This window comes from Citrobacter sp. CK181, assembly GCF_030333595.1.
In the GTDB taxonomy this organism is placed as follows: Bacteria; Pseudomonadota; Gammaproteobacteria; order Enterobacterales; family Enterobacteriaceae; genus Citrobacter_B; species Citrobacter_B koseri.
On the sequence record NZ_JAOWFN010000015.1, the window covers coordinates 315,021 to 336,293 of the forward strand.

Genomic DNA, 21,273 nt, shown 5'->3' on the forward strand with positions numbered 1-21,273 from the left:
CGGGCCTTAGAAAAAACACGGGCCGCCCTGAATGTCAGCACGGCAATAAATCAACGGGCAGGAATCCCTGCCCGTAACGATTACTTCTTAGCGCGCTCTTCGAGCATTGCTACTGCTGGCAGCACTTTGCCTTCCACGAATTCGAGGAATGCGCCGCCGCCAGTGGAGATGTAGGAGATTTTGTCAGCAATGCCGAACAGGTCGATTGCCGCCAGAGTGTCGCCGCCGCCTGCGATGGAGAACGCTTCGCTGTCTGCGATCGCGTTGGCAACAATTTCGGTGCCTTTACGGAAGTTCGGGAATTCGAACACGCCAACCGGGCCGTTCCACAGAATGGTTTTCGCATTCTTCAGGATGTCAGCCAGTTTCTCAGCGGAGGTATCGCCCAGGTCCAGAATCTGCTCGTCGTCTTTGATATCGTTAACAGATTTCAGGGTCGCGGTAGCGGTTTCGGAGAACTCGGTTGCTACGCGTACGTCAGTTGGAACCGGGATATCACAGGTGGTCAGCAGGCGTTTCGCTTCGTCAACCAGGTCAGCTTCGTACAGGGATTTGCCCACATTGTGGCCCTGAGCGGCAACGAAGGTGTTTGCGATGCCGCCGCCAACGATCAGCTGGTCAGCGATTTTGGACAGGGAGTCCAGAACGGTCAGTTTGGTAGACACTTTAGAACCGCCAACGATAGCCACCATCGGGCGAGCCGGTTCTTTCAGCGCTTTACCCAGCGCATCCAGTTCTGCCGCCAGCAGCGGACCTGCGCAAGCGACGTCGGCGAATTTACCGATACCGTGGGTAGAAGCCTGAGCGCGGTGCGCAGTACCGAAAGCGTCCATCACGAATACGTCGCACAGCGCAGCGTATTTCTTAGACAGGGCTTCGTCGTCTTTCTTCTCGCCTTTGTTAAAGCGAACGTTTTCCAGAACCACCAGTTCACCGGCGGCCACTTCAACGCCGTCCAGGTAATCTTTTACCAGGCGAACCGGATTGGACAGTTTGTCTTTCAGGTAGTTAACAACCGGCAGCAGAGAGAATTCTTCGTTGTACTCGCCTTCGGTAGGACGACCCAGGTGGGAAGTAACCATCACTTTCGCACCCTGTTTCAGGGCCAGTTCGATGGTCGGCAGGGAAGCGCGAATACGCGCGTCGCTGGTTACTTTCCCTTCTTTAACTGGAACGTTCAGATCCGCACGGATAAAAACACGTTTACCAGCAAGATCCAGATCGGTCATCTTAATTACAGACATGGTGAATCCTCTCATTGATTCATAAAGTTTTGCAGACGTCATGCGCTTCATCCTTTTGAAGGATTTTGCGCATGGAATGTCCTACTTGAAACCAACTGCGGCCATCGCTAACGTCGTGTCGAGCATTCGGTTAGCAAAGCCCCATTCATTATCGCACCAGACCAATGTCTTGATCAGGTGGGCGCCACTGACCCGGGTCTGGGTGCCATCAACGATGGCGCTATGCGGGTCGTGGTTGAAATCTATCGAGACCAACGGCAATTCCGTATAGTCAACTATACCATGAAATGCCCCATGTGCTGCTTTTTGCAGCAACTGGTTGACTTCATTGGCTTTTACCGGCTTTTTCACCGTCACGCTTAAGTCGATCGCCGTCACATTTATGGTCGGTACGCGTACCGCAATCGCCTCAAAACGGTCGTTGAACTGCGGGAAAATTCGCGTAATGCCCGCCGCCAGTTTGGTATCAACCGGAATAATCGACTGGCTGGCGGCGCGGGTGCGTCGCAGATCGGAATGGTACGCGTCGATCACCTGCTGATCGTGCATGGCGGAGTGGATCGTCGTGACGGTTCCCGACTCAATGCCGTATGCATCATCTAACAATTTAATGACGGGGATGATGCAATTCGTGGTACAGGACGCATTCGATACGATGCGGTGTTCCGCACGCAATTGCTCCTGGTTCACGCCAAACACGACGGTGGCGTCAAGATCGTGGCTGCCGGGATGTGAAAAGAGCACTTTTTTCGCGCCAGCGGCAAGATGCGCCTCGCCGTGTTCACGATTACCGTACACGCCCGTGCAATCCAGCACGACATCAATACTCAGTTCGCGCCAGGGCAGCGCATCCAGCGTTCGCTCGTGCAAAATGCGAATCGTGTCGTCACCGACGATGAGCTGCTCGCGCTCCTGGCGAACATCCCATGCAAAACGTCCATGGCTGGTGTCATATTTCAACAAATGCGCCATGCCCGCAGCATCCGCAAGTTCGTTGATTGCCACCACGCTGATTTCCGCCCGGCGTCCTGATTCATACAAAGCACGAACCACGTTACGCCCGATGCGACCAAAGCCATTAATCGCTACGCGTACGGTCATAGGTCTCCTGCAAGGCTATCCCGATTCAGATGAGGCTGACAGAGTAATCCAGCAAATCGTCGAGGAAAACCTTACCTGTCGCAAACTGCGACTGATTGATTATTTGTCGAACATTTAATCGACTGAAACGCTTCAGCTAGAATAAGCGAAACGAGGAATAAAAGGAATGATTGTCCAGTCAAAGAAGCCAGTTATCTGACCTGCATCACACTTTCACCCCCTTCAGCGCCCGATTTATTCCATATTCCAGAATGGCGAATAAGCGTAGCAATATCTTTTCGTTGCCGCGTCACAAATCCTGATTTATATCAGGAAGTACGTGAGCCAGCGTCTATGCAAGACGATACTCGCCCTTTGCCGTCATCTCTAACGTAAGACTCGCAGGTAAGCTGTTTTCCAGCACCCGACAAACGTTAGGCCCGTCGGTACGGTCAAAAAATATCTGCGCCTGCTCTTCGCTCAGTCCTCCTGCCTGTTTACGTGCGATTAAACGTCCGCGCAGCACATCGGCAGGCGCGCGGATAAACAGTGAATAATCGCAATACTGCCGTAGCTCGCGCCAGGACGGCGCGTTATACAACAGCCAGTTTCCTTCAATAATAACGACAGGCGCTGTCACCTGAATGGCATTTTCGACAGGGTCATGCAGCTGGCGATCATATTGAGGCCAGGTTGCATTCTGCTCATGGAGCTGACGTAAATTACTCGCCAGTTTTTCAACGTTAAAGGTTTCAGGCGCACCTTTAGCGGCGCGCAGTTCATGCTCATCCAGCCAGCGATTATAATGATGGAAGCCATCCATCGGCAGCGTCTGGATCGTCGGTAATTCTGGATCGTTACGCGACAGATATTCCCAGAAGGTGGTGAGCGTTGACTTTCCTGTTCCTGGCGGAGCACTCAGAAAAATAACGGTGCGGCGCTCAGGTGTTTTCGCGTTTAATGTTGCCAGATGCCGTAACAGCGGTTTATGGACATTTTCTACTTCATCGTCATCATACCAGGCGTCGGTCATCAGCCCATTAATCTGGAGCGATATTTTCACGGTGTTAATTCCCTTAATATCGTCGTTACCGCTAAAGCCAGCCCGGTTTTGATCATGGTGACAAAACGTATTTCTGAATAGATGGCGAAATCGGCAAACTTCATTGATTTCAACGAATTGTAGAGTGTGGCATTCGTTGTTATGCTATTGACGTTACTCATAAAATCCCAGGTGATATCATCAGAAAAACGGGGGATTTCACGCTGTTCACGTAAATACTGATAAAACTGAGAGAAGTGAATCACATCGGCATACAGCCATTTATCCATTTTTCCCAACGCATAAATCAAACGTATTGCCACATCAATGTCATCAAGCGGGCCGCTTTGAGCCAGTAACGGCTTCACTGCATATTCGACGATTTCTTCATCGTTATTGACGAATAATGACGGCAGAAAATTTTTGATGGCCTGCAACAGGATGTCATTTGCGGTTGCCATAAACGAAAGTAAATTATCCTGAGCGTCCAGTTGCTCAAGTACATCATCTTCTGTCAACGTCGTCATGCGTTTCTCGATAAATCACCAGCAATGCAGAGAGTCTATTATATTACACGTTCGATCGATGCCGCCGATCAGTAATGTTTGCGTACTGACGCCATTTTCCGTTTTCTGCACGCCATGTAACAGATCGCCTCCCGTTACACCCGTTGCTGAGAACAGAATATCCTGGCTTCCCACAAGTTCATCCAGCGTATAAACCCGGTTCACCGCGACACCCATTTGCTTACAGCGGCGTAACTCATCGTTCGCGATCAATCGGTGTTCCGCCGTTTCACCTTTCGCCTGACAAAAGTCAATCAACTCAGCCTGCATATCACCATCAAGCGCCTTCACGGCGCAGGCTGATATCACCCCTTCCGGCGCGCCGCCAATAGCGTACATCACATCGAACGGATGATGTTGCTGGCAGGTTAATACGCTGGCGGCGACATCGCCATCCGGCAAGGCAAACACCTTGACGCCAAGCTGCGCGGCCTGCTGAATAACCGCCTGATGGCGCGGTTTATCCAGCGTCGCCATACGCAACGACGTGAGCGGCTTATTCAGCGCAGCGGCAATATTACGCAGGTTCTCTTCCAGCGATAACGCGAGGTTAATCGCCCCTTTCGCCTGACGGTTAACCACCAGTTTGCGCATATACATGTCAGGCGCATGCAGCAGGCTCCCCTGCGGCGCCAGCGCCATCACGGACAACGCATTATTCTGCCCCATCGCCACCATGCGCGTTCCCTCAATCGGATCGACGGCAATATCCACGCTCGGCCCTGTCCCGGTTCCGACCTCTTCACCGATATACAACATCGGTGCATGGTCGATTTCGCCTTCGCCGATAACAATTTTGCCCCGCATGGCGACTTCATTTAATGACTGACGCATGGCTGTCACCGCCAGTCCATCGATTTTGTTTTTATCGCCGCATCCGGTTTGCGGCCAGGCAGCAAGCGCTGCCTGTTCCGTAATCCGAAAAAGCGGCCACGCCAGAGACATCATGCCGCCGCCTCCCCAATATCTACGCCAAACTGCGCCAGCAAATATCTCTCCGCGTTTTCATTCCAGATGCCGTGCGTCTCTTCAACCAGACGCGCCAGCGCTTTGAATAACGGGTCGGTTTTTCCTTTTTCGGCAAAATCGGCGATAGCGGTCAGCGGCATAGTCACACCGTTATAAATGAGTTTTTTCCCGCCCGGAATATTGGGCAGGTTAAGCACCGTTTCCGGGACGGCATCCAGCCCGCCAATGTGCGTTACCATAAATGAAGGCTGTAGTTGCCCTGTGGCGCTCAACGCAATGGCCTCTTTCATGTCATCGGTCGAACCGCCGGATGTTCCCACAACATGGGTACTGTTGTAATGCACGTTGTAGAAGTTAAACGGAACCTTAAAATCTTTATCCGTTGGGCCCGCGAAAAAGTTCAGACAACCGTCTTCAGCCAGCAGTGTATCGGCCATTTCCACCACCGCCGGGACGGCGGCGTAAACGAAAACGTCATCGAAACCCGCATCTTCCGTTAGCGCACGCAGTTTTGCCGTCGGGTTTTCCATGCCGCAGGTATTCACATAAACAAGCTCAATCCCCTTCGCCGCCGCCAGCTCGACCGGCAGCAGTTTTTTCGCTTGTGACAGACGGGCTTCATCAATATCGACCACCACCACTCGCGAAGGCTGGATACCACCGTTGATGGCATAATCAATGGCGCCGATCCCCATCGGCCCGGCACACGCCAGAAGCGCAATATTACCGCCGGGTTTCACCCCCATACGGTGCTCATAAACATAAGGCGTCGTGTGGTAGTTCGCATTGTATGCGCCGATAATACAGCACATGGGTTCTGCCAGTGACGCCGCCGCGAAATAAGAGCCGTGATACGGTAAAACACAGCCGAGGTTAATCGCCAGCTCAGGAATAATCATATACGTCGCATTGCCGCCAAAATATTCATAGCTATATCCCGCTGAATATCCGCTGGGCAACCCCATCGCCGGTTGCAACACAAAACGTTGTCCCTTTTTATATTTATCGGTCAGGTTTTTCCCCACCTCAACAATAATACTTGCGCACTCATGACCAGTAATAACCGGGTGATTCTCTAAGTCATCAGGCACACGTTTATGCTCGCTACCTAACGTGGCGGCTTTCCATGTCGATAAACACACGCTGTCTGATATTACACTCACTAACAGTTCATTATCTGTAATTTCAGGCAATTCAAACTCGCGGATGCGAACATCCTGCTTACCATAAATAGCAGCTACTTTGGTCTTCATAGTTACTCCGAAAAATTGATGATGCTAATCCGCGATGAGTTTTTTAAATAATTCATCCAGCAGTGGGTCACCGATGTAATTTTTAATTAACACCGTGGGCTTATTACTCACACGCTTAACGCGGCCCTCAAGGCTGGCATGCGTCACGATAATATCGGCGTCATCAGGAACATTTTCGATAGCATGATGAGCCACCGCAATCACCAGACCGGCTTTCTCCAGACGCTTACGGAATGTCGTTGCCCCCATCGCGCTGGAACCCATTCCGGCATCGCAGACAAAAGCGATACGTTTAATATTCTTATAAGAAAATGCGCCTTCCTGTTTCATTGCTTTCACGGCTTTCGCAGACTCTGCGAAATGGTCTTCTTCATTCTCCGTTTCAACGCTCTTTTCCATTTTCAGGATGATCGAAGTCACGATGAAGGTCACCAGCGTTCCCGCCGTTACACCCGCGATCGTAGCCAGGAAAGATCCTTTCGGCGTCAGCGCAAGGTACGCGAAAATCGAACCCGGACTTGGGCCTGCAACCAGTCCGCCGCCTAACAGATTAAATACCCAGGTTCCCGTCATCCCGCCAGCGATCATCGCAATCAGCGTTAACGGTTTCATCAATACATACGGGAAGTACAGCTCGTGAATCCCCCCCAGGAAGTGGATGATCATCGCTCCCGGCGCGGATTTTTTGCTCATACCACGGCCAAAGAAGGTAAAGCCCAGCAGCAGCCCTAATCCCGGGCCAGGGTTAGAGGCCACCATGAAGAAAATCGATTTCCCCGTCTCCGACGCCTGTTGCATCCCCAACGGGTAATAGACGCCCTGATCAATCGCGTTATTCAGAAAGAGAATTTTCGCGGGTTCGTTAATAAGCGACAGCAGCGGCAGATAACCGGCATGCACCAGCGATTCAATACACTCTTTCACAAAATTATTCGCGATGAGCACTGCCGGGCCAATCACCTCAAACCCCAGCAGGCACAGGAGCATCCCGGCAATACCCAGAGAGAAGTTATTAATCACCATCTCAAAGCCAGCGGGAATACGCTTGTCCAGCAGTCGGTCGATATGTTTAATCACCAGTCCACCAAGTGGCCCCATGATCATTGAGCCGAGGAACATAGGAATATCCGCGCCGATAATGACGCCAATCGTACCAATTCCCCCCATCACCGCGCCTCGTTTCCCACCCACCAGATGGCCGCCAGTGGAACCGATCATAACTGGCAGCAAATAGGTGATCATAGGGCCAACTATTTTGGCGAAATGTTCATTCGGTAGCCAACCGGTTGGAATAAATAAGGCAGTAATAAACCCCCAGGCAATAAATGCGCCGATATTGGGAATGACCATTGCAGTCAAAAAGCCCCCAAAAGCCTGGACCTTTGCACGAGCAGACTTGTGTTCCATAATAATATCCTGTAGAGGAGAAATTAATTATGCGCGAGCAATAATATCCGCTAGCTGTTTTTCAGATGTCGCTGTTAACAACTCAGTAAGAATTTCATCTTCACATAATAATTCACTTAACGCCTGAATAGCGCCAATGTGAGAGTCCGCATCTGCGGCGGATAAACCGATTAATAGTTTGATCGGATCATCTTTTGTAAACTTCACTTCTTGCCGGAGGAGTGTTAACGACATCCCCGTTTTTAAAGCACCACATTCAGGGCGCGCATGCGGCATTGCGACGCCTGGCGCCAGAATATAATAAGGTCCATTGGTTAATGTGGACTCTTTAATGGCCTGAATATACTGTGAGTTAACATAATCATGAGAAAGCAGAGAGGACATGGAAAAATCAATTGCTTCGCGCCAGTCAGTCGCTGCATTTTTTATTGCTATTGACGATTCAGGGAAATAATCAATCAGCCGCATAAATTATCCTTATTTATATAGGGTACTGCTTATCGTTAAAAACAAAATACTCGCGCGGCAAAGCGAAATCAATCGAGGGGAAAAATGCGAAGAAGGAGAAAGTGTTTTTTTAGAACCCAATAAAAACAGACAGTTAAAAACATAAAAATAAAAAGCAACTGTATTTATGTGCTATTTATCACAATTACATCAAATCACTAAATATCAAATATGTGAATTAGATCATATATAGCCACTTGTCTGAACGAAATTAGTTATAATCTCTTTATAAAAAACGGGCCGCCTGAGCGACCCGTTCGGTGTTGTATCGTGATTACAGCAGTTCTTTTGCTTTCGCGACAACGTTATCAACGGTAAAGCCGAACTCTTCGAACAGCAGCTCAGCAGGCGCAGACTCACCGAAGGTGGTCATGCCGACGATAGCGCCATTCAGGCCCACGTATTTGAACCAGTAGTCAGCGATACCCGCTTCCACTGCCACGCGAGCGGAAACCGCTTTCGGCAGTACGGCTTCACGGTAAGCGGCATCCTGCTTGTCGAACGCGTCGGTAGACGGCATGGAGACCACGCGCGCTTTCACGCCTTCGGCAGACAGTTTGTCCCATGCGGCAACGGCCAGCTCAACTTCAGAACCGGTTGCGATGAAGATCAGTTCCGGCTGACCGGCGCAATCTTTCAACACATAACCACCGCGCGCAATGTTCGCCAGCTGCTCTTCGGTACGTTCCTGCTGCGCCAGATTCTGACGGGAGAGGATCAGCGCGGTCGGGCCGTCCTGACGCTCAACGCCGTATTTCCACGCCACTGCGGATTCAACCTGGTCACACGGACGCCAGGTGCTCATGTTCGGCGTTACGCGCAGAGAAGCCACCTGCTCTACCGGCTGGTGAGTCGGGCCATCTTCGCCCAGACCGATGGAGTCGTGGGTGTAGACCATCACCTGGCGCTGTTTCATCAGCGCAGCCATACGCACCGCGTTACGGGCATATTCCACGAACATCAGGAAGGTAGAGGTGTACGGCAGGAAACCACCGTGCAGGGAGATGCCGTTAGCGATGGCGGTCATACCGAACTCGCGCACGCCGTAATGGATGTAGTTACCCGCAGCATCTTCGTTGATGGCTTTAGAACCCGACCACAGAGTCAGGTTACTTGGCGCCAGGTCAGCGGAACCGCCGAGGAACTCAGGCAGCAGCGGCCCAAACGCTTCAATCGCATTCTGAGACGCTTTACGGCTGGCGATTTTCGCCGGGTTAGCCTGCAACTTAGCGATAAATTCATTCGCTTTCGCGTCGAAGTCAGACGGCATTTCGCCTTTCATACGACGGGTAAATTCAGCGGCTTCCTGCGGGAAGGCTTTTGCATAGGCGGCGAATTTCTCATTCCAGACCGCTTCTTTTGCCTGACCGGCTTCTTTCGCATCCCACTGCGCATAGATTTCAGACGGGATTTCGAACGGCGCGTATTTCCAGCCCAGCTGTTCGCGGGTCAGTGCGATTTCAGCATCGCCCAGCGGCGCGCCGTGAGAGTCGTGCGTACCCGCTTTGTTCGGGGAACCGAAACCGATGATGGTTTTGCACATCAGCAGGGACGGTTTGTCAGTAACGGCGCGCGCTTCTTCAACCGCGCGTTTAATCGCTTCAGCATCGTGACCGTCGATACCGCGCACAACGTGCCAGCCGTAGGCTTCGAAACGTTTAGCGGTGTCATCAGTGAACCAGCCTTCAACGTGGCCATCGATAGAGATACCGTTGTCATCGTAGAACGCGATCAGTTTGCCCAGCTTCAGCGTTCCTGCCAGAGAGCAGACTTCATGGGAGATACCTTCCATCATGCAGCCATCGCCCATGAAGGCATAGGTGAAGTGATCCACGATATCGTGGCCTGGACGGTTGAACTGCGCCGCCAGTGTTTTTTCCGCAATCGCCATACCGACCGCGTTCGCAATCCCCTGGCCCAGCGGGCCGGTGGTGGTTTCAACACCCGCGGTGTAACCCACTTCCGGGTGGCCCGGCGTTTTGGAGTGCAGCTGACGGAAGTTTTGCAGCTCAGACATCGGCAGGTCATAGCCGGTGAGGTGCAGCAGGCTGTAGATCAGCATGGAGCCGTGGCCGTTAGACAGCACGAAGCGGTCACGGTCAGCCCAGGAAGGGTTCTGCGGGTTGTGGTTCAGGAAATCACGCCACAGGACTTCGGCAATGTCAGCCATACCCATAGGGGCACCCGGGTGACCGGATTTGGCTTTCTGTACTGCGTCCATGCTCAGCGCACGAATAGCATTGGCAAGCTCTTTACGTGAGGACATTTTGACTCCAGATCGGATGATGAAGGCCATGCCCTTAACGACTTGACGACAGCGCGTTTTGGGCTACGCCGGAAAAAAGTGCCAACAATGTAACCCAAGCCGCGAGCCATGTACATGGAGCATCCTTTCGCCGCTTCAGAAATCTCCGGATCGTGTTCGCATGTTGCGCAATCTGCTCACCCCCTTGTCGTTCTTTTCTTTATACTTAGCGTGGCGCTGGTTCATCGACACAAGGCGCACTTTTAGAACAATCCTGATTTCGTGCGGAAGAGAAAACATGAAAATTCGCGCTTTACTGCTTGCTATGAGCATGGCGACGGTTCTGACCGGTTGCCAGAATATGGACTCCAATGGACTGCTCGCTTCAGGTGCAGGCGCTTTTCAGGCTTACAGCCTCAGTGATGAGCAAGTAAAAGCGCTCAGCGACCAGGCATGTACGGAAATGGACAGCAAGGCGACGATCGCCCCGGCTAGCAGCGAATACGCGAAGCGACTGACCAAAATCGCCTCTGCGCTCGGCGACAATATCAACGGCCAGCCGGTGAATTACAAAGTCTATGTGGCGAAAGACGTTAACGCGTTTGCAATGGCGAACGGCTGTATCCGCGTCTATAGCGGCCTGATGGACATCATGACCGATAACGAAGTGGAGGCGGTCATCGGCCACGAAATGGGACACGTTGCGCTCGGCCATGTGAAGAAAGGGATGCAGGTTGCGCTGGGGACTAACGCGGTTCGCGCCGCAGCCGCTTCCGCTGGCGGTATTGTCGGCAGTCTGTCGCAGTCGCAGTTGGGCGATCTTGGCGAGAAACTGGTGAACTCACAGTTCTCCCAGCGCCAGGAGTCCGAGGCGGATGATTACTCCTATGATTTGTTGCGCAAACGCGGCATCAGTCCGGCCGGGCTGGCAACCAGTTTTGAGAAACTGGCGAAGCTGGAAGCGGGACGTCAAAGCTCCATGTTTGACGATCACCCGGCCTCCGCCGAACGCGCCCAGCATATTCGCGACCGAATGGTGGCAGACGGTATTAAATAAAAACGAGAGCAACATGTAGCTCTTGTTAGCTGTTCCGTTCGCCTTATGTTCGTTACCTGTCTGAAACCATAGCATTTGCGAACGTGTTAAGGAGGCTCGTCGCCGCCTCCTTAACAATCCTGGCTCCCGGCGGGAAAATTGTTGCTTCGCAATACCCTCCGCTTATTCCTCCAGGCTACCGGGGCGGGCGCGAGGTAGCGTCCCTGCAAAACGCGCCCTGAACCCGCATCCATGCGGGTTCCTCCGGCCTTACGGAAACACGTCGGCAATTTTCAGCCGGACCCGCCCACACCTGACCATTTCCACGGTTTGTTTTTTTAACAGCAAAACCGGTGCAACTGAAAATCAGAGCATTGCAGCAATGCCCCTGTTCCGGCTGAAAATCGATGAGACGTTGACGGCTGACCGGGTCCGCCCGCAGGGACGCGGGCGGAGGGGACGGCCTGCCGGGACGCAGGCTCGGCCCCGACCCGAAAGGCAGACGGAATAAGGCGAATGAACCGCGCAGCGGCGATTTTCCTTGCCGGAGAGCCTGGGTTGCAAGGGAGGCGGCGACGAGCCTCCCTTGCACGTTCACGGGTACTAAGTTTTCAGAGGAATGTTGAACATCAGGTGAACGGAAACAATCTTCCTGGCTAAATATTCTCCCGGCAGACAGAATAGCGCTCAAATGGTAATTACCCCATTCTTATAACGCATAAATTGATAACTTAAGCGCACAGAACGTTAAATATCAGAATATAAACAGTAGCGATATATTCGACGTTTTATTCTCTGATAGAGGATTATTTTAGTATTTATATTCCCCGGCATGTTTTATCACTTCTTTTAACGCCGCAGACAAAATATAAAATAGTCCAGCCCCAATATGGCCGGTACGCCAACGGCTGTAAGCCTTTGTCACAAAATGTTTGCAATCAATAATTATTCAGGTAACTATCCGTAACGCAGCAATTCAATTTGATATTATCCATAAAGAGAAGTTCCCTCAGTGAAAAAAGAAATATCGTTAATCGCATTAAGTTTATTCGCCGCATTGCCTGCCATTGCCAGCCAACAATCCGACAGCCAGGGTTTTGTTAATGACAGCCATTTAAATCTCTTTTTACGTAACGCCTGGATTAACCGCGACTATCAGGGCGGCGTACAGGACAAAGCCGAATGGGGCCAGGGCATTGTCGCCACCTTTGAATCCGGCTATACCGAAGGTCTGATCGGCTTTGGCGTTGACGGTATTGCGCAGTATGGCGTGCGTCTGGACGGCGGCCGTGGCCGCAGTGGCGCAGGCGGTATCGACTTCTTCAAACAAGACAGCGACGGCCGCGCGAAATCCGATCTGGCAAAATTTGGCGCAACCGCCAAAATGCGCATCTCCAACACCGTCCTGAGCTACGGCAACCAGCGTCCGCAGCTCCCGATCGTCTACGCCGACGATTCCCGTCTGCTGTTTGAAAGCTTCACCGGCACCATGTTGACCTCCAGAGAGATCGACGGTCTGGAGATTAATGCCGGTTATTTCACCGACGAGCAGCGCAAAAGCGACGACCGCCACAACAGCGGCCTGAAAAGCCTCTCTTTCGGCGGCGCGAGCTACCAGTTTAACGATCAGTTCAGCGGCGCCCTGTATGCCTCGCACGTCGAAGATGTGCTGAACAAACAGTATCTGGGGCTGAACTTCAAACAGCCTTTCAGCACCGGACAGCAGCTGGTGCTGGACTTCAACGGCTACAACTCACGTCTGGATTCCGGTTACGCCGATAGCCTGAATACTGGCCGCAGCAACAGCATCTGGAGCCTGGCGGCAAGTTATATCTGGGATATTCATACCTTTAAAGTGGCGTATCAGCAAAGCAGCGGCAGCACCGGTTATCACTACGGCAGCTATCGCGATCAGGGCGGCGTCGGCGATGGCGGCAACACCATCTGGCTGGCGAACTCTTACTGGTCTGATTTTAACGGTGAAGACGAACGTTCCTGGCAGGCGTCATATGGACTGGATTTTGCCGGTCTCGGTTTACCGGGGCTGAGCTGGACAACCGCTTATGTTCGCGGCGATAACATCAAAACATCGGCAACCAGCAACGGCAAAGAGCACGAGTGGTTCAACCAGGTGCAATACCAGGTTCAGGACGGCATGGCGAAAGACCTGAAACTGAAGCTGCGCTATTCCGTATTACGCGTGTCCAGCAACGCCAGCGACTATAACGTCAGCGGCAACGAGATTCGCGCTTACGTGGAATATCCGTTTAACATCTTTTAAGTTAAACCCCCTCTCCTGATGACGGAGAGGGGGAAGCACTTATTCGCCTTTTTTCGCCGCCTGAATGTAGAGCATTTCCAGCGCCAGGGTCGCCGCAGCCAGCGCGGTGATTTCGGACTGGTCATAAGCCGGAGCCACTTCCACCACGTCCATCCCGACAATGTTCAGATCTTTCAGACCGCGCACCAGTTTAATGGCGCGATCGGAAGTCAGGCCGCCGATCACCGGCGTCCCTGTGCCCGGTGCGAACGCCGGGTCCAGACAGTCGATATCAAAGGTCAGGTAGACCGGCATATCGCCAACGATCTGATTAACCTGCGCGATGATGTCATCCACGCCGCGATCGTTCACCTGGCAGGCATCCAGCACGGTGAAACCGTTGTCTTTATCAAATTCAGTACGAATACCAATCTGCACGGAGTGGTTCGGGTCAATCAACCCCTCTTTCGGCGCAGTGTAGAACATGGTGCCGTGGTCAAACTCGCAGCCGTTCGCGTAGGTGTCGGTATGCGCGTCAAAATGCACCAGCGCCATTTTGCCAAAGTGCTTTGCATGAGCGCGCAGCAGCGGCAGGGTCACGAAGTGGTCGCCGCCGAAGGAGAGCATACGTTTACCGGCTGACAGCAGTTTCTCCGCATGCGCCTGCAATTTTTCACTCATCTCGCGCGCGTCGCCAAACGCATAGACCAGGTCACCACAGTCCACAACGTTCAGGCGCTCGCGCATGTCGAAGTTCCACGGGAAGCGGTTGTGCTCCCAGGCCAGGTTAGTGGAAACCTGACGGATTGCCGCCGGGCCGTGGCGGCCGCCCGCACGACCGGAAGTCGCCATATCAAACGGTACGCCGGTGATAACCCAGTCGGCGTCGCTGTCATAAGGCTGGAAATTCAGCGGCAGACGCAGAAAGCCGAAGGCGTTGGAAACCAGGGAGTTATCGTACTGATGACCTAAAGTGCTCATGTCCTGACCTCTTTTAAAGTCGATACATTAAAAACAGATGAAAAAAAATCCCCTCCGCGTCGTTAAACCCGACGAGGAAGGGATTGATTCGTAAATCGCTTATTGGGGCGAATTATCGCCGTTAATTCATACGGGTTCAAGTGAGTATAGCATTCTGCCGGATGGCGGCTTCGCCGTATCCGGCCTACATTCGTAGGCCCGGTAAGCGCAGCGCCACCGGGCATCAGCGGCTACTCGTCTTCCAGGTAAGTGTACCCGTACAGCCCCGTCTCAAACTCTTCGAGGAACTGCTGTTGCAGCGCATCATCCAGACCGGTCTGTTTCACCTGATCGCGGAAGTGGGTCAGCAGCGTGTTCGGATCGAGCTGTACGTATTGCAGCATATCCGCCACGGTGTCCCCTTCGTCAGACAGCTCAACTTCCACGCTGCCATCCGGGAAGACAAACACGTCAACCGCTTCGGTGTCGCCGAACAGGTTGTGCATGTTGCCAAGGATCTCCTGATAGGCGCCGACCATAAAGAAACCGAGCATCGGCGGGTTCTCTGGATCGTACTCCGGCATCGGCATAGTGGTGGCGATACCGTCACCGTCGATGTAGTGATCGATCGCGCCATCGGAATCACAGGTGATATCCAGCAGCACCGCGCGGCGCTCAGGCACCTGATCCAGCCCTTCCAGCGGCAGCACCGGGAACAGTTGATCGATACCCCACGCATCCGGCATTGACTGGAACAGCGAGAAGTTGACGTACATTTTGTCCGCCATACGCTCCTGCAACTCATCGATGATCGGACGATGCGCACGGTTCTGCGGGTCCAGCTGTTTCTGTACTTCGTGGCACATGCTCAGATAAAGCTGTTCCGCCCAGGCGCGTTCCTGCAAACTGAACGTCCCGGAAGAGTAGCCAATGTGAATGTCGTGCAGGTCCATCTGGCTGTCGTGCAGCCATTCACGCAGCGAGCGGCGGGTGCCCGGCTCGTGCATCTCCTGCCAGGTTTCCCACATGCTCTGCAACGCGCGCGGCGCGTCGTCGGCAGGCGCGGTGGGCACCGTATATTCGTTACGCTCCACGCCGATGATGTTCGATACCAGCACGGTATGGTGCGCAGTTACCGCACGGCCAGACTCGGTGATCACCGTTGGGTGCGGCAGACCGTGTTCTTCACACGCGTCGCCAATCGCCCAGATGATGTTGTTGGCGTATTCGTTCAGGCCGTAGTTCACGGAGCAATCAGACTGCGAGCGGGTTCCTTCGTAATCCACGCCCAGACCGCCGCCGACGTCGAAACACTGAATGTTGACGCCCAGCTTATGCAATTCAACGTAGAAACGGGCGGATTCGCGCACGCCGGTGGCAATGTCGCGGATATTCGCCATCTGCGAGCCGAGGTGGAAGTGCAGCAGTTGCAGGCTGTCCAGTCGCCCGGCTTCACGCAGGGTTTCAACCAGTTGCAGCACCTGCGTCGCCGCCAGGCCGAATTTGGATTTTTCGCCGCCGGAAGACTGCCATTTACCGGAACCCTGCGAGGCCAGACGCGCACGCACGCCCAGGCGCGGGATCACGTTCAGACGCTCGGCTTCATCCAGCACGATCGCGATTTCCGACATCTTCTCGATGACCAGGTAGACCTTGTGGCCCATCTTTTCGCCAATCAGCGCCAGACGGATGTATTCACGGTCTTTGTAGCCGTTACAGACGATCACGCTGCGGGTCATTCCGGCGTGCGCCAGAACCGCCATCAGCTCCGCCTTCGAACCGGCTTCCAGCCCCAGCGGTTCGCCGGAGTGAATCAGCGATTCAATCACCCGACGGTGCTGGTTGACCTTGATCGGATAAACGAGGAAGTAGTCGCCGTTATAACCGTAGGATTCACGCGCGCGTTTAAACGCCGCGTTAATGGAGCGCAGACGGTGTTGCAGGATCTGCGGGAAGCAGAACAACGCAGGCAGACGCTGGCCTTGCGCTTCGCGAGCTTTCACCAGTTTGGCGAGATCGACGCGCGCCTGAGGTACGTCAGGGTCCGGGCACACGCTGATGTGTCCCAGTTCGTTGACGTCGTAGTAGTTATTGCCCCACCAGGCAATATTGTAAGTACGCAGCATCTTGCTGGCTTCCTGGGAGCTCATTGCAACCTCCTGCATGGAGCGTAGTACACCCTGTTCGCCTGCTGACGAAGGCGAACCCATAGACATGTCGTCAGACATAGCGAACCTCAAATTTTATTAACAAGTGTAAAACAGTTGACTACTATCGCAATCCGTAGACGCGATAACAACCCATAAACAGACGTATTTTCCAGCAGATAGTGCTGACGCTCCGCCTGCGCGACCGGTTTCTTTTTCATATCATTGTAAAACACGTAACCGAACTTAAGTATGACGGTTCGGCGAAACCACGAGAAAACTCTTGTTTCAACAAGAGCGCCCTTGTTCAGTCTTCCGTTACCGACCGGCTCTGGAATCCTGAGAAGCGCCGAGATGGGTATAACATCGGCAGGTATGCAAAGCAGAGATGCAGATTGCGGGGGACATGCGCACACCAGAACGGTGCGACAGATTCAGCAGAATACAACGGTTCATTATCTCGTATCACCTCCACGGCCGCCCCGTAAGACAAGCCTTTAAGCCAAAGCAACGTTTTAGCCCGGCTGGAAGTGGCGACACGAGGAATCCGTCGTGTGCTTTTTAGTATGAGCCGCGCGCCGCGTTTTATACCGACAAGAGGGGAAAAATGCAAAGCATAAATGCGCACATTGCCAGCAGTGTCCTGAAAAATTTCCAGTCGTGTTTTCAACGCAACGAGAGTTGATTCAAAAAAAACTGGAAATCGGGTGAAGAAGTGACCTAAAATAGCCATCCAGATGTTAATCCATCCATACTGATTAACACTCAGACTGCCAGTGTCATCAACCTGCAAGCCTTGGTAGAATCCTCTGCTTTGGCTATTCCACACAACAGTTTGAGCTAACCAAATTCTCCTTAGGTGAAATAAAACATGGCAAAACACCTTTTTACGTCCGAGTCCGTATCAGAAGGGCATCCTGACAAAATTGCTGACCAAATCTCTGATGCCGTGCTGGATGCGATCCTGGAACAGGATCCGAAAGCGCGCGTCGCATGCGAAACCTACGTTAAAACCGGTATGGTTTTAGTTGGCGGTGAGATCACGACCAGCGCATGGGTTGATATCGAAGAGATCACCCGTAACACGGTCCGTGAGATTGGCTATGTGCATTCCGACATGGGCTTTGACGCCAACTCTTGCGCCGTGCTGAGCGCTATCGGCAAACAGTCCCCGGATATCAACCAGGGCGTTGACCGTGCCGATCCGCTGGAACAGGGCGCGGGCGACCAGGGCCTGATGTTTGGTTACGCGACCAATGAAACTGACGTGCTGATGCCAGCGCCGATCACCTACGCGCACCGTCTGGTACAGCGTCAGGCTGAAGTGCGTAAAAACGGCACGCTGCCGTGGCTGCGCCCGGATGCGAAAAGCCAGGTCACTTTCCAGTATGACGACGGCAAAATTGTCGGCATCGACGCGGTCGTGCTGTCTACTCAGCACGCTGAAGAAATTGACCAGAAATCGCTTCAGGAAGCGGTGATGGAAGAGATCATCAAGCCGATCCTGCCGTCAGAATGGCTGAACGCGTCGACGAAATTCTTCATCAACCCAACCGGTCGTTTTGTTATCGGCGGCCCGATGGGCGACTGCGGTCTGACCGGTCGTAAGATTATCGTGGATACCTACGGCGGTATGGCGCGTCACGGCGGCGGCGCATTCTCCGGTAAGGACCCGTCTAAGGTTGACCGTTCCGCAGCCTACGCCGCGCGTTATGTTGCGAAAAACATCGTTGCCGCAGGTCTGGCTGACCGTTGTGAGATTCAGGTTTCTTACGCTATCGGCGTGGCTGAACCAACCTCTATCATGGTTGAAACCTTCGGTACTGAAAAAGTGCCTTCTGAACAGCTGACCCTGCTGGTACGCGAGTTCTTCGACCTGCGTCCGTACGGCCTGATTCAGATGCTGGATCTGCTGCACCCGATCTACAAAGAAACCGCTGCATACGGTCACTTTGGCCGCGAACATTTCCCGTGGGAAAAAACCGACAAAGCGCAGCTGCTGCGTGATGCCGCAGGTCTGAAGTAATTTACTGACGTTGTTTTTTTAAGGCCAGCCTCGTGCTGGCCTTTTGTATTTGTGCGCGCATCTTTTGCCCGGAGTCGCTTCGCTTGCACGGGCCTACGGGTTCTGTCGTTTTGGCATAGCCGTCACCCGGCGATTAATGAAACCGTTTACCCTCCATTCTATAAGCCACGCGTTGAAAATAATCCTTTTGCATGATCGTTTTTCTTCTGACGTTACATTTTTTTCAGTTAAGTCTTAAATGTGCGTATTCGCGATACAAACCGCCTCACTTACCTCTATGTTTTCAAAGCATTAATTACTTTCACCATCAAATGTTAGTGTAAACGATTACACTAACGTGATTCTAATCACATATTTTTGCGGGCCACTCACCTACCCTTAGCATCAACAAAACTGGCAACCCAACCGGAGGCATCATGCCTGACAATAAAAAACAGGGGCGTTCAAACAAGGCCATGACATTTTTTGTCTGCTTTCTTGCAGCCCTGGCAGGATTACTTTTTGGCCTGGATATCGGCGTTATCGCCGGTGCTTTACCCTTCATCACTGACGAATTCCAGATTACCGCGCACACTCAGGAGTGGGTGGTCAGTTCGATGATGTTCGGCGCCGCCGTCGGTGCCGTCGGCAGCGGCTGGCTCTCCTTCAAATTAGGTCGTAAGAAAAGCCTGATGATCGGCGCGATCCTGTTTGTGGCCGGTTCGCTGTTTTCCGCCGCCGCACCTAACGTTGAGGTGCTGATCGTTTCCCGCGTGCTGTTAGGCCTGGCCGTTGGCGTCGCGTCCTACACCGCCCCGCTGTACCTGTCTGAGATCGCGCCGGAGAAAATTCGCGGCAGTATGATCTCCATGTACCAGTTGATGATCACCATCGGTATTCTTGGCGCCTATCTGTCTGATACCGCGTTCAGCTACAGCGGCGCATGGCGCTGGATGTTGGGCGTGATCATCATTCCGGCCATTCTGCTGCTGATCGGCGTGTTCTTCCTGCCGGACAGCCCGCGCTGGTTCGCGGCGAAACGTCGCTTTATTGATGCCGAACGCGTACTGCTGCGCCTGCGCGATACCAGCGCAGAAGCCAAACGCGAGCTGGATGAGATCCGTGAAAGTCTGCAAGTAAAACAGAGCGGCTGGGCGCTGTTTAAAGAGAACAGCAACTTCCGTCGCGCGGTGTTCCTCGGGGTGCTTTTGCAGGTGATGCAACAGTTCACCGGGATGAACGTCATCATGTACTACGCGCCGAAAATCTTTGAACTGGCAGGTTATACCAATACCACCGAGCAGATGTGGGGCACCGTTATCGTTGGTCTGACGAACGTGCTGGCCACCTTTATCGCCATCGGCCTGGTAGACCGCTGGGGGCGTAAACCAACGCTGACGCTGGGCTTCCTGGTCATGGCTATCGGCATGGGCACTCTCGGCACCATGATGCATATCGGCATTCACTCGCCGTCAGCGCAATACTTCGCTATCGCCATGCTGCTGATGTTTATCATCGGGTTCGCGATGAGCGCCGGTCCGCTGATTTGGGTACTGTGCTCTGAAATTCAGCCGCTGAAAGGCCGCGATTTCGGTATCACCTGCTCTACCGCCACCAACTGGATCGCCAATATGATCGTCGGCGCAACGTTCCTGACCATGCTCAACACGCTGGGCAACGCAAACACCTTCTGGGTCTATGCCGGTCTGAACCTGTTCTTCATCATCCTGACCATCTGGCTGGTTCCTGAAACCAAACACGTCTCTCTGGAACACATTGAACGTAACCTGATGAAAGGCCGTAAGCTGCGCGAAATCGGCGCTCACAACTAACGCTGATAATTAGCGGTAAGTGCCCGATGGCGCAAGCTTATCGGGCCTACTGCCCTCAGTTGAACGCAGACCGGTTTGTCGGCCGCCATCCGGCAAAACTTAGCGGGGTGAAGCGTCCCTCTTGCAGTCTCCATCACCTCCCATTATCCTCTGTCGTTATGAAAACCTCCCGTCTCCCTATCGCTGTCCAGCAAGCCGTCATGCGCAGCCTGCGGGAAAAACTCGCCCAGGCCAATCTCAAACTGGAACGTCATTACCCGGAACCCAGGCTGGTTTATCAACAACGTGGAACTGCTGCGGGAACAGCATGGCTACAAACCTACGAAATCCGTCTCAATCCTGTGCTATTGATGGAAAACGTCGACGCGTTCGTCAATGAAGTCGTGCCGCACGAACTGGCGCATTTGCTGGTCTGGAAACATTTTGGCCGGGTTGCGCCGCACGGCAAAGAGTGGAAATGGATGATGGAAAGCGTACTGGGCGTCCCTGCCAGACGCACGCATCAGTTTGAACTGCAATCCGTTCGCCGCAATACCTTTACCTACCGCTGTAAATGCCAGCAGCATCAGCTCACCGTGCGCCGCCATAATCGCATCGTGCGCGGTGAAGCCACCTACCGCTGCGTTCACTGCGGCGAACCGCTCATTGCTGATTAATCGCCAGAATAATCAGGAACTTTTCTGATCTGCCTGATTGCATACAAGAACAACTTTCGCTACG

Annotated in this window: 18 protein-coding genes; 5 read left to right on the plus strand and 13 right to left on the minus strand. The window is 53.2% G+C overall.

Annotation, left to right across the window (positions count from 1 at the left end; all coding sequences use genetic code 11):
- Positions 1–80: 80 nt before the first annotated feature.
- From pgk to tkt, 9 genes are all read right to left on the minus strand, one after another.
- Positions 81–1,244 (minus strand): phosphoglycerate kinase, encoded by a 1,164-nt coding sequence (gene pgk / locus OGW17_RS18775; RefSeq protein ID WP_024130932.1) that lies wholly within the window; start codon positions 1,242–1,244, stop codon positions 81–83.
- Positions 1,245–1,325: 81 nt separating this feature from the next.
- Positions 1,326–2,345: an erythrose-4-phosphate dehydrogenase gene (gene epd / locus OGW17_RS18780; protein WP_012135037.1), complete on the minus strand. Its 1,020-nt coding sequence runs from the start codon at positions 2,343–2,345 to the stop codon at positions 1,326–1,328.
- A gap of 331 nt (positions 2,346–2,676) precedes the next feature.
- Positions 2,677–3,387: a nucleoside/nucleotide kinase family protein gene (locus tag OGW17_RS18785; RefSeq protein ID WP_071257868.1), complete on the minus strand. Its 711-nt coding sequence runs from the start codon at positions 3,385–3,387 to the stop codon at positions 2,677–2,679.
- Positions 3,384–3,893 (minus strand): MltR family transcriptional regulator, encoded by a 510-nt coding sequence (locus tag OGW17_RS18790; RefSeq protein ID WP_047461374.1) that lies wholly within the window; start codon positions 3,891–3,893, stop codon positions 3,384–3,386. Before OGW17_RS18790 ends, OGW17_RS18785 begins: the two co-directional genes overlap by 4 nt.
- A 15-nt stretch (positions 3,894–3,908) precedes the next feature.
- The gene (gene glpX / locus OGW17_RS18795) at positions 3,909–4,880 is read right to left on the minus strand and encodes a class II fructose-bisphosphatase (RefSeq protein ID WP_012135045.1); all 972 of its coding nucleotides are present in this window, start codon (positions 4,878–4,880) and stop codon (positions 3,909–3,911) included.
- Positions 4,877–6,154: a zinc-binding dehydrogenase gene (locus tag OGW17_RS18800; RefSeq protein WP_286452257.1), complete on the minus strand. Its 1,278-nt coding sequence runs from the start codon at positions 6,152–6,154 to the stop codon at positions 4,877–4,879. Before OGW17_RS18800 ends, glpX begins: the two co-directional genes overlap by 4 nt.
- A 24-nt stretch (positions 6,155–6,178) precedes the next feature.
- Positions 6,179–7,561 carry a PTS mannitol transporter subunit IIBC gene (locus tag OGW17_RS18805; protein WP_012135047.1) on the minus strand — a complete coding sequence of 461 codons (1,383 nt, stop codon included), beginning with the start codon at positions 7,559–7,561 and terminating at the stop codon, positions 6,179–6,181.
- Between the two features lie 27 nt (positions 7,562–7,588).
- Entirely contained in the window at positions 7,589–8,029 is a 441-nt protein-coding gene (cmtB, locus tag OGW17_RS18810; protein WP_071257867.1) for a PTS mannitol transporter subunit IIA, read from the minus strand.
- 313 nt (positions 8,030–8,342) lie between these two features.
- Complete coding sequence (tkt, locus tag OGW17_RS18815) at positions 8,343–10,334, minus strand: transketolase (RefSeq protein ID WP_049010273.1); 1,992 nt, start codon at positions 10,332–10,334, stop codon at positions 8,343–8,345.
- Between the two features lie 277 nt (positions 10,335–10,611).
- On the opposite strand from tkt, the gene loiP reads away from it, so the two are divergent.
- Positions 10,612–11,370: a metalloprotease LoiP gene (gene loiP, locus OGW17_RS18820; RefSeq protein ID WP_071257866.1), complete on the plus strand. Its 759-nt coding sequence runs from the start codon at positions 10,612–10,614 to the stop codon at positions 11,368–11,370.
- Positions 11,371–12,361: 991 nt separating this feature from the next.
- The gene (locus OGW17_RS18825; protein WP_012135053.1) at positions 12,362–13,630 is read left to right on the plus strand and encodes an OprD family outer membrane porin; all 1,269 of its coding nucleotides are present in this window, start codon (positions 12,362–12,364) and stop codon (positions 13,628–13,630) included.
- A gap of 39 nt (positions 13,631–13,669) precedes the next feature.
- Here the strand turns inward: OGW17_RS18825 and speB are convergent, their stop codons facing one another.
- The 4 genes from speB to yqgG form a co-directional block, all read right to left on the minus strand.
- Positions 13,670–14,590 (minus strand): agmatinase, encoded by a 921-nt coding sequence (gene speB / locus OGW17_RS18830; protein ID WP_012135054.1) that lies wholly within the window; start codon positions 14,588–14,590, stop codon positions 13,670–13,672.
- A gap of 230 nt (positions 14,591–14,820) precedes the next feature.
- Positions 14,821–16,797, minus strand: coding sequence for a biosynthetic arginine decarboxylase (gene speA / locus OGW17_RS18835; RefSeq protein WP_024130934.1), 1,977 nt, complete (start codon positions 16,795–16,797; stop codon positions 14,821–14,823).
- Between the two features lie 8 nt (positions 16,798–16,805).
- Positions 16,806–16,937: an acid stress response protein YqgB gene (yqgB, locus tag OGW17_RS18840; RefSeq protein ID WP_047463939.1), complete on the minus strand. Its 132-nt coding sequence runs from the start codon at positions 16,935–16,937 to the stop codon at positions 16,806–16,808.
- 97 nt (positions 16,938–17,034) lie between these two features.
- On the minus strand, positions 17,035–17,172 hold the full coding sequence (gene yqgG, locus OGW17_RS18845; protein ID WP_269475138.1) for a small protein YqgG: 138 nt from the start codon (positions 17,170–17,172) through the stop codon (positions 17,035–17,037).
- A gap of 415 nt (positions 17,173–17,587) precedes the next feature.
- On the opposite strand from yqgG, the gene metK reads away from it, so the two are divergent.
- The 3 genes from metK (at position 17,588) to OGW17_RS18860 (ending at position 21,209) form a co-directional block, all read left to right on the plus strand.
- Positions 17,588–18,742: a methionine adenosyltransferase gene (gene metK, locus OGW17_RS18850; protein ID WP_012135057.1), complete on the plus strand. Its 1,155-nt coding sequence runs from the start codon at positions 17,588–17,590 to the stop codon at positions 18,740–18,742.
- Positions 18,743–19,158: 416 nt separating this feature from the next.
- A complete protein-coding gene (galP, locus tag OGW17_RS18855) occupies positions 19,159–20,553 on the plus strand; it encodes a galactose/proton symporter (protein ID WP_060815922.1) in 1,395 nt (464 codons plus the stop codon).
- A 158-nt stretch (positions 20,554–20,711) separates the two neighbouring features.
- On the plus strand, positions 20,712–21,209 hold the full coding sequence (locus OGW17_RS18860) for a SprT family zinc-dependent metalloprotease (RefSeq protein WP_071257865.1): 498 nt from the start codon (positions 20,712–20,714) through the stop codon (positions 21,207–21,209).
- Positions 21,210–21,273: the final 64 nt, after the last annotated feature.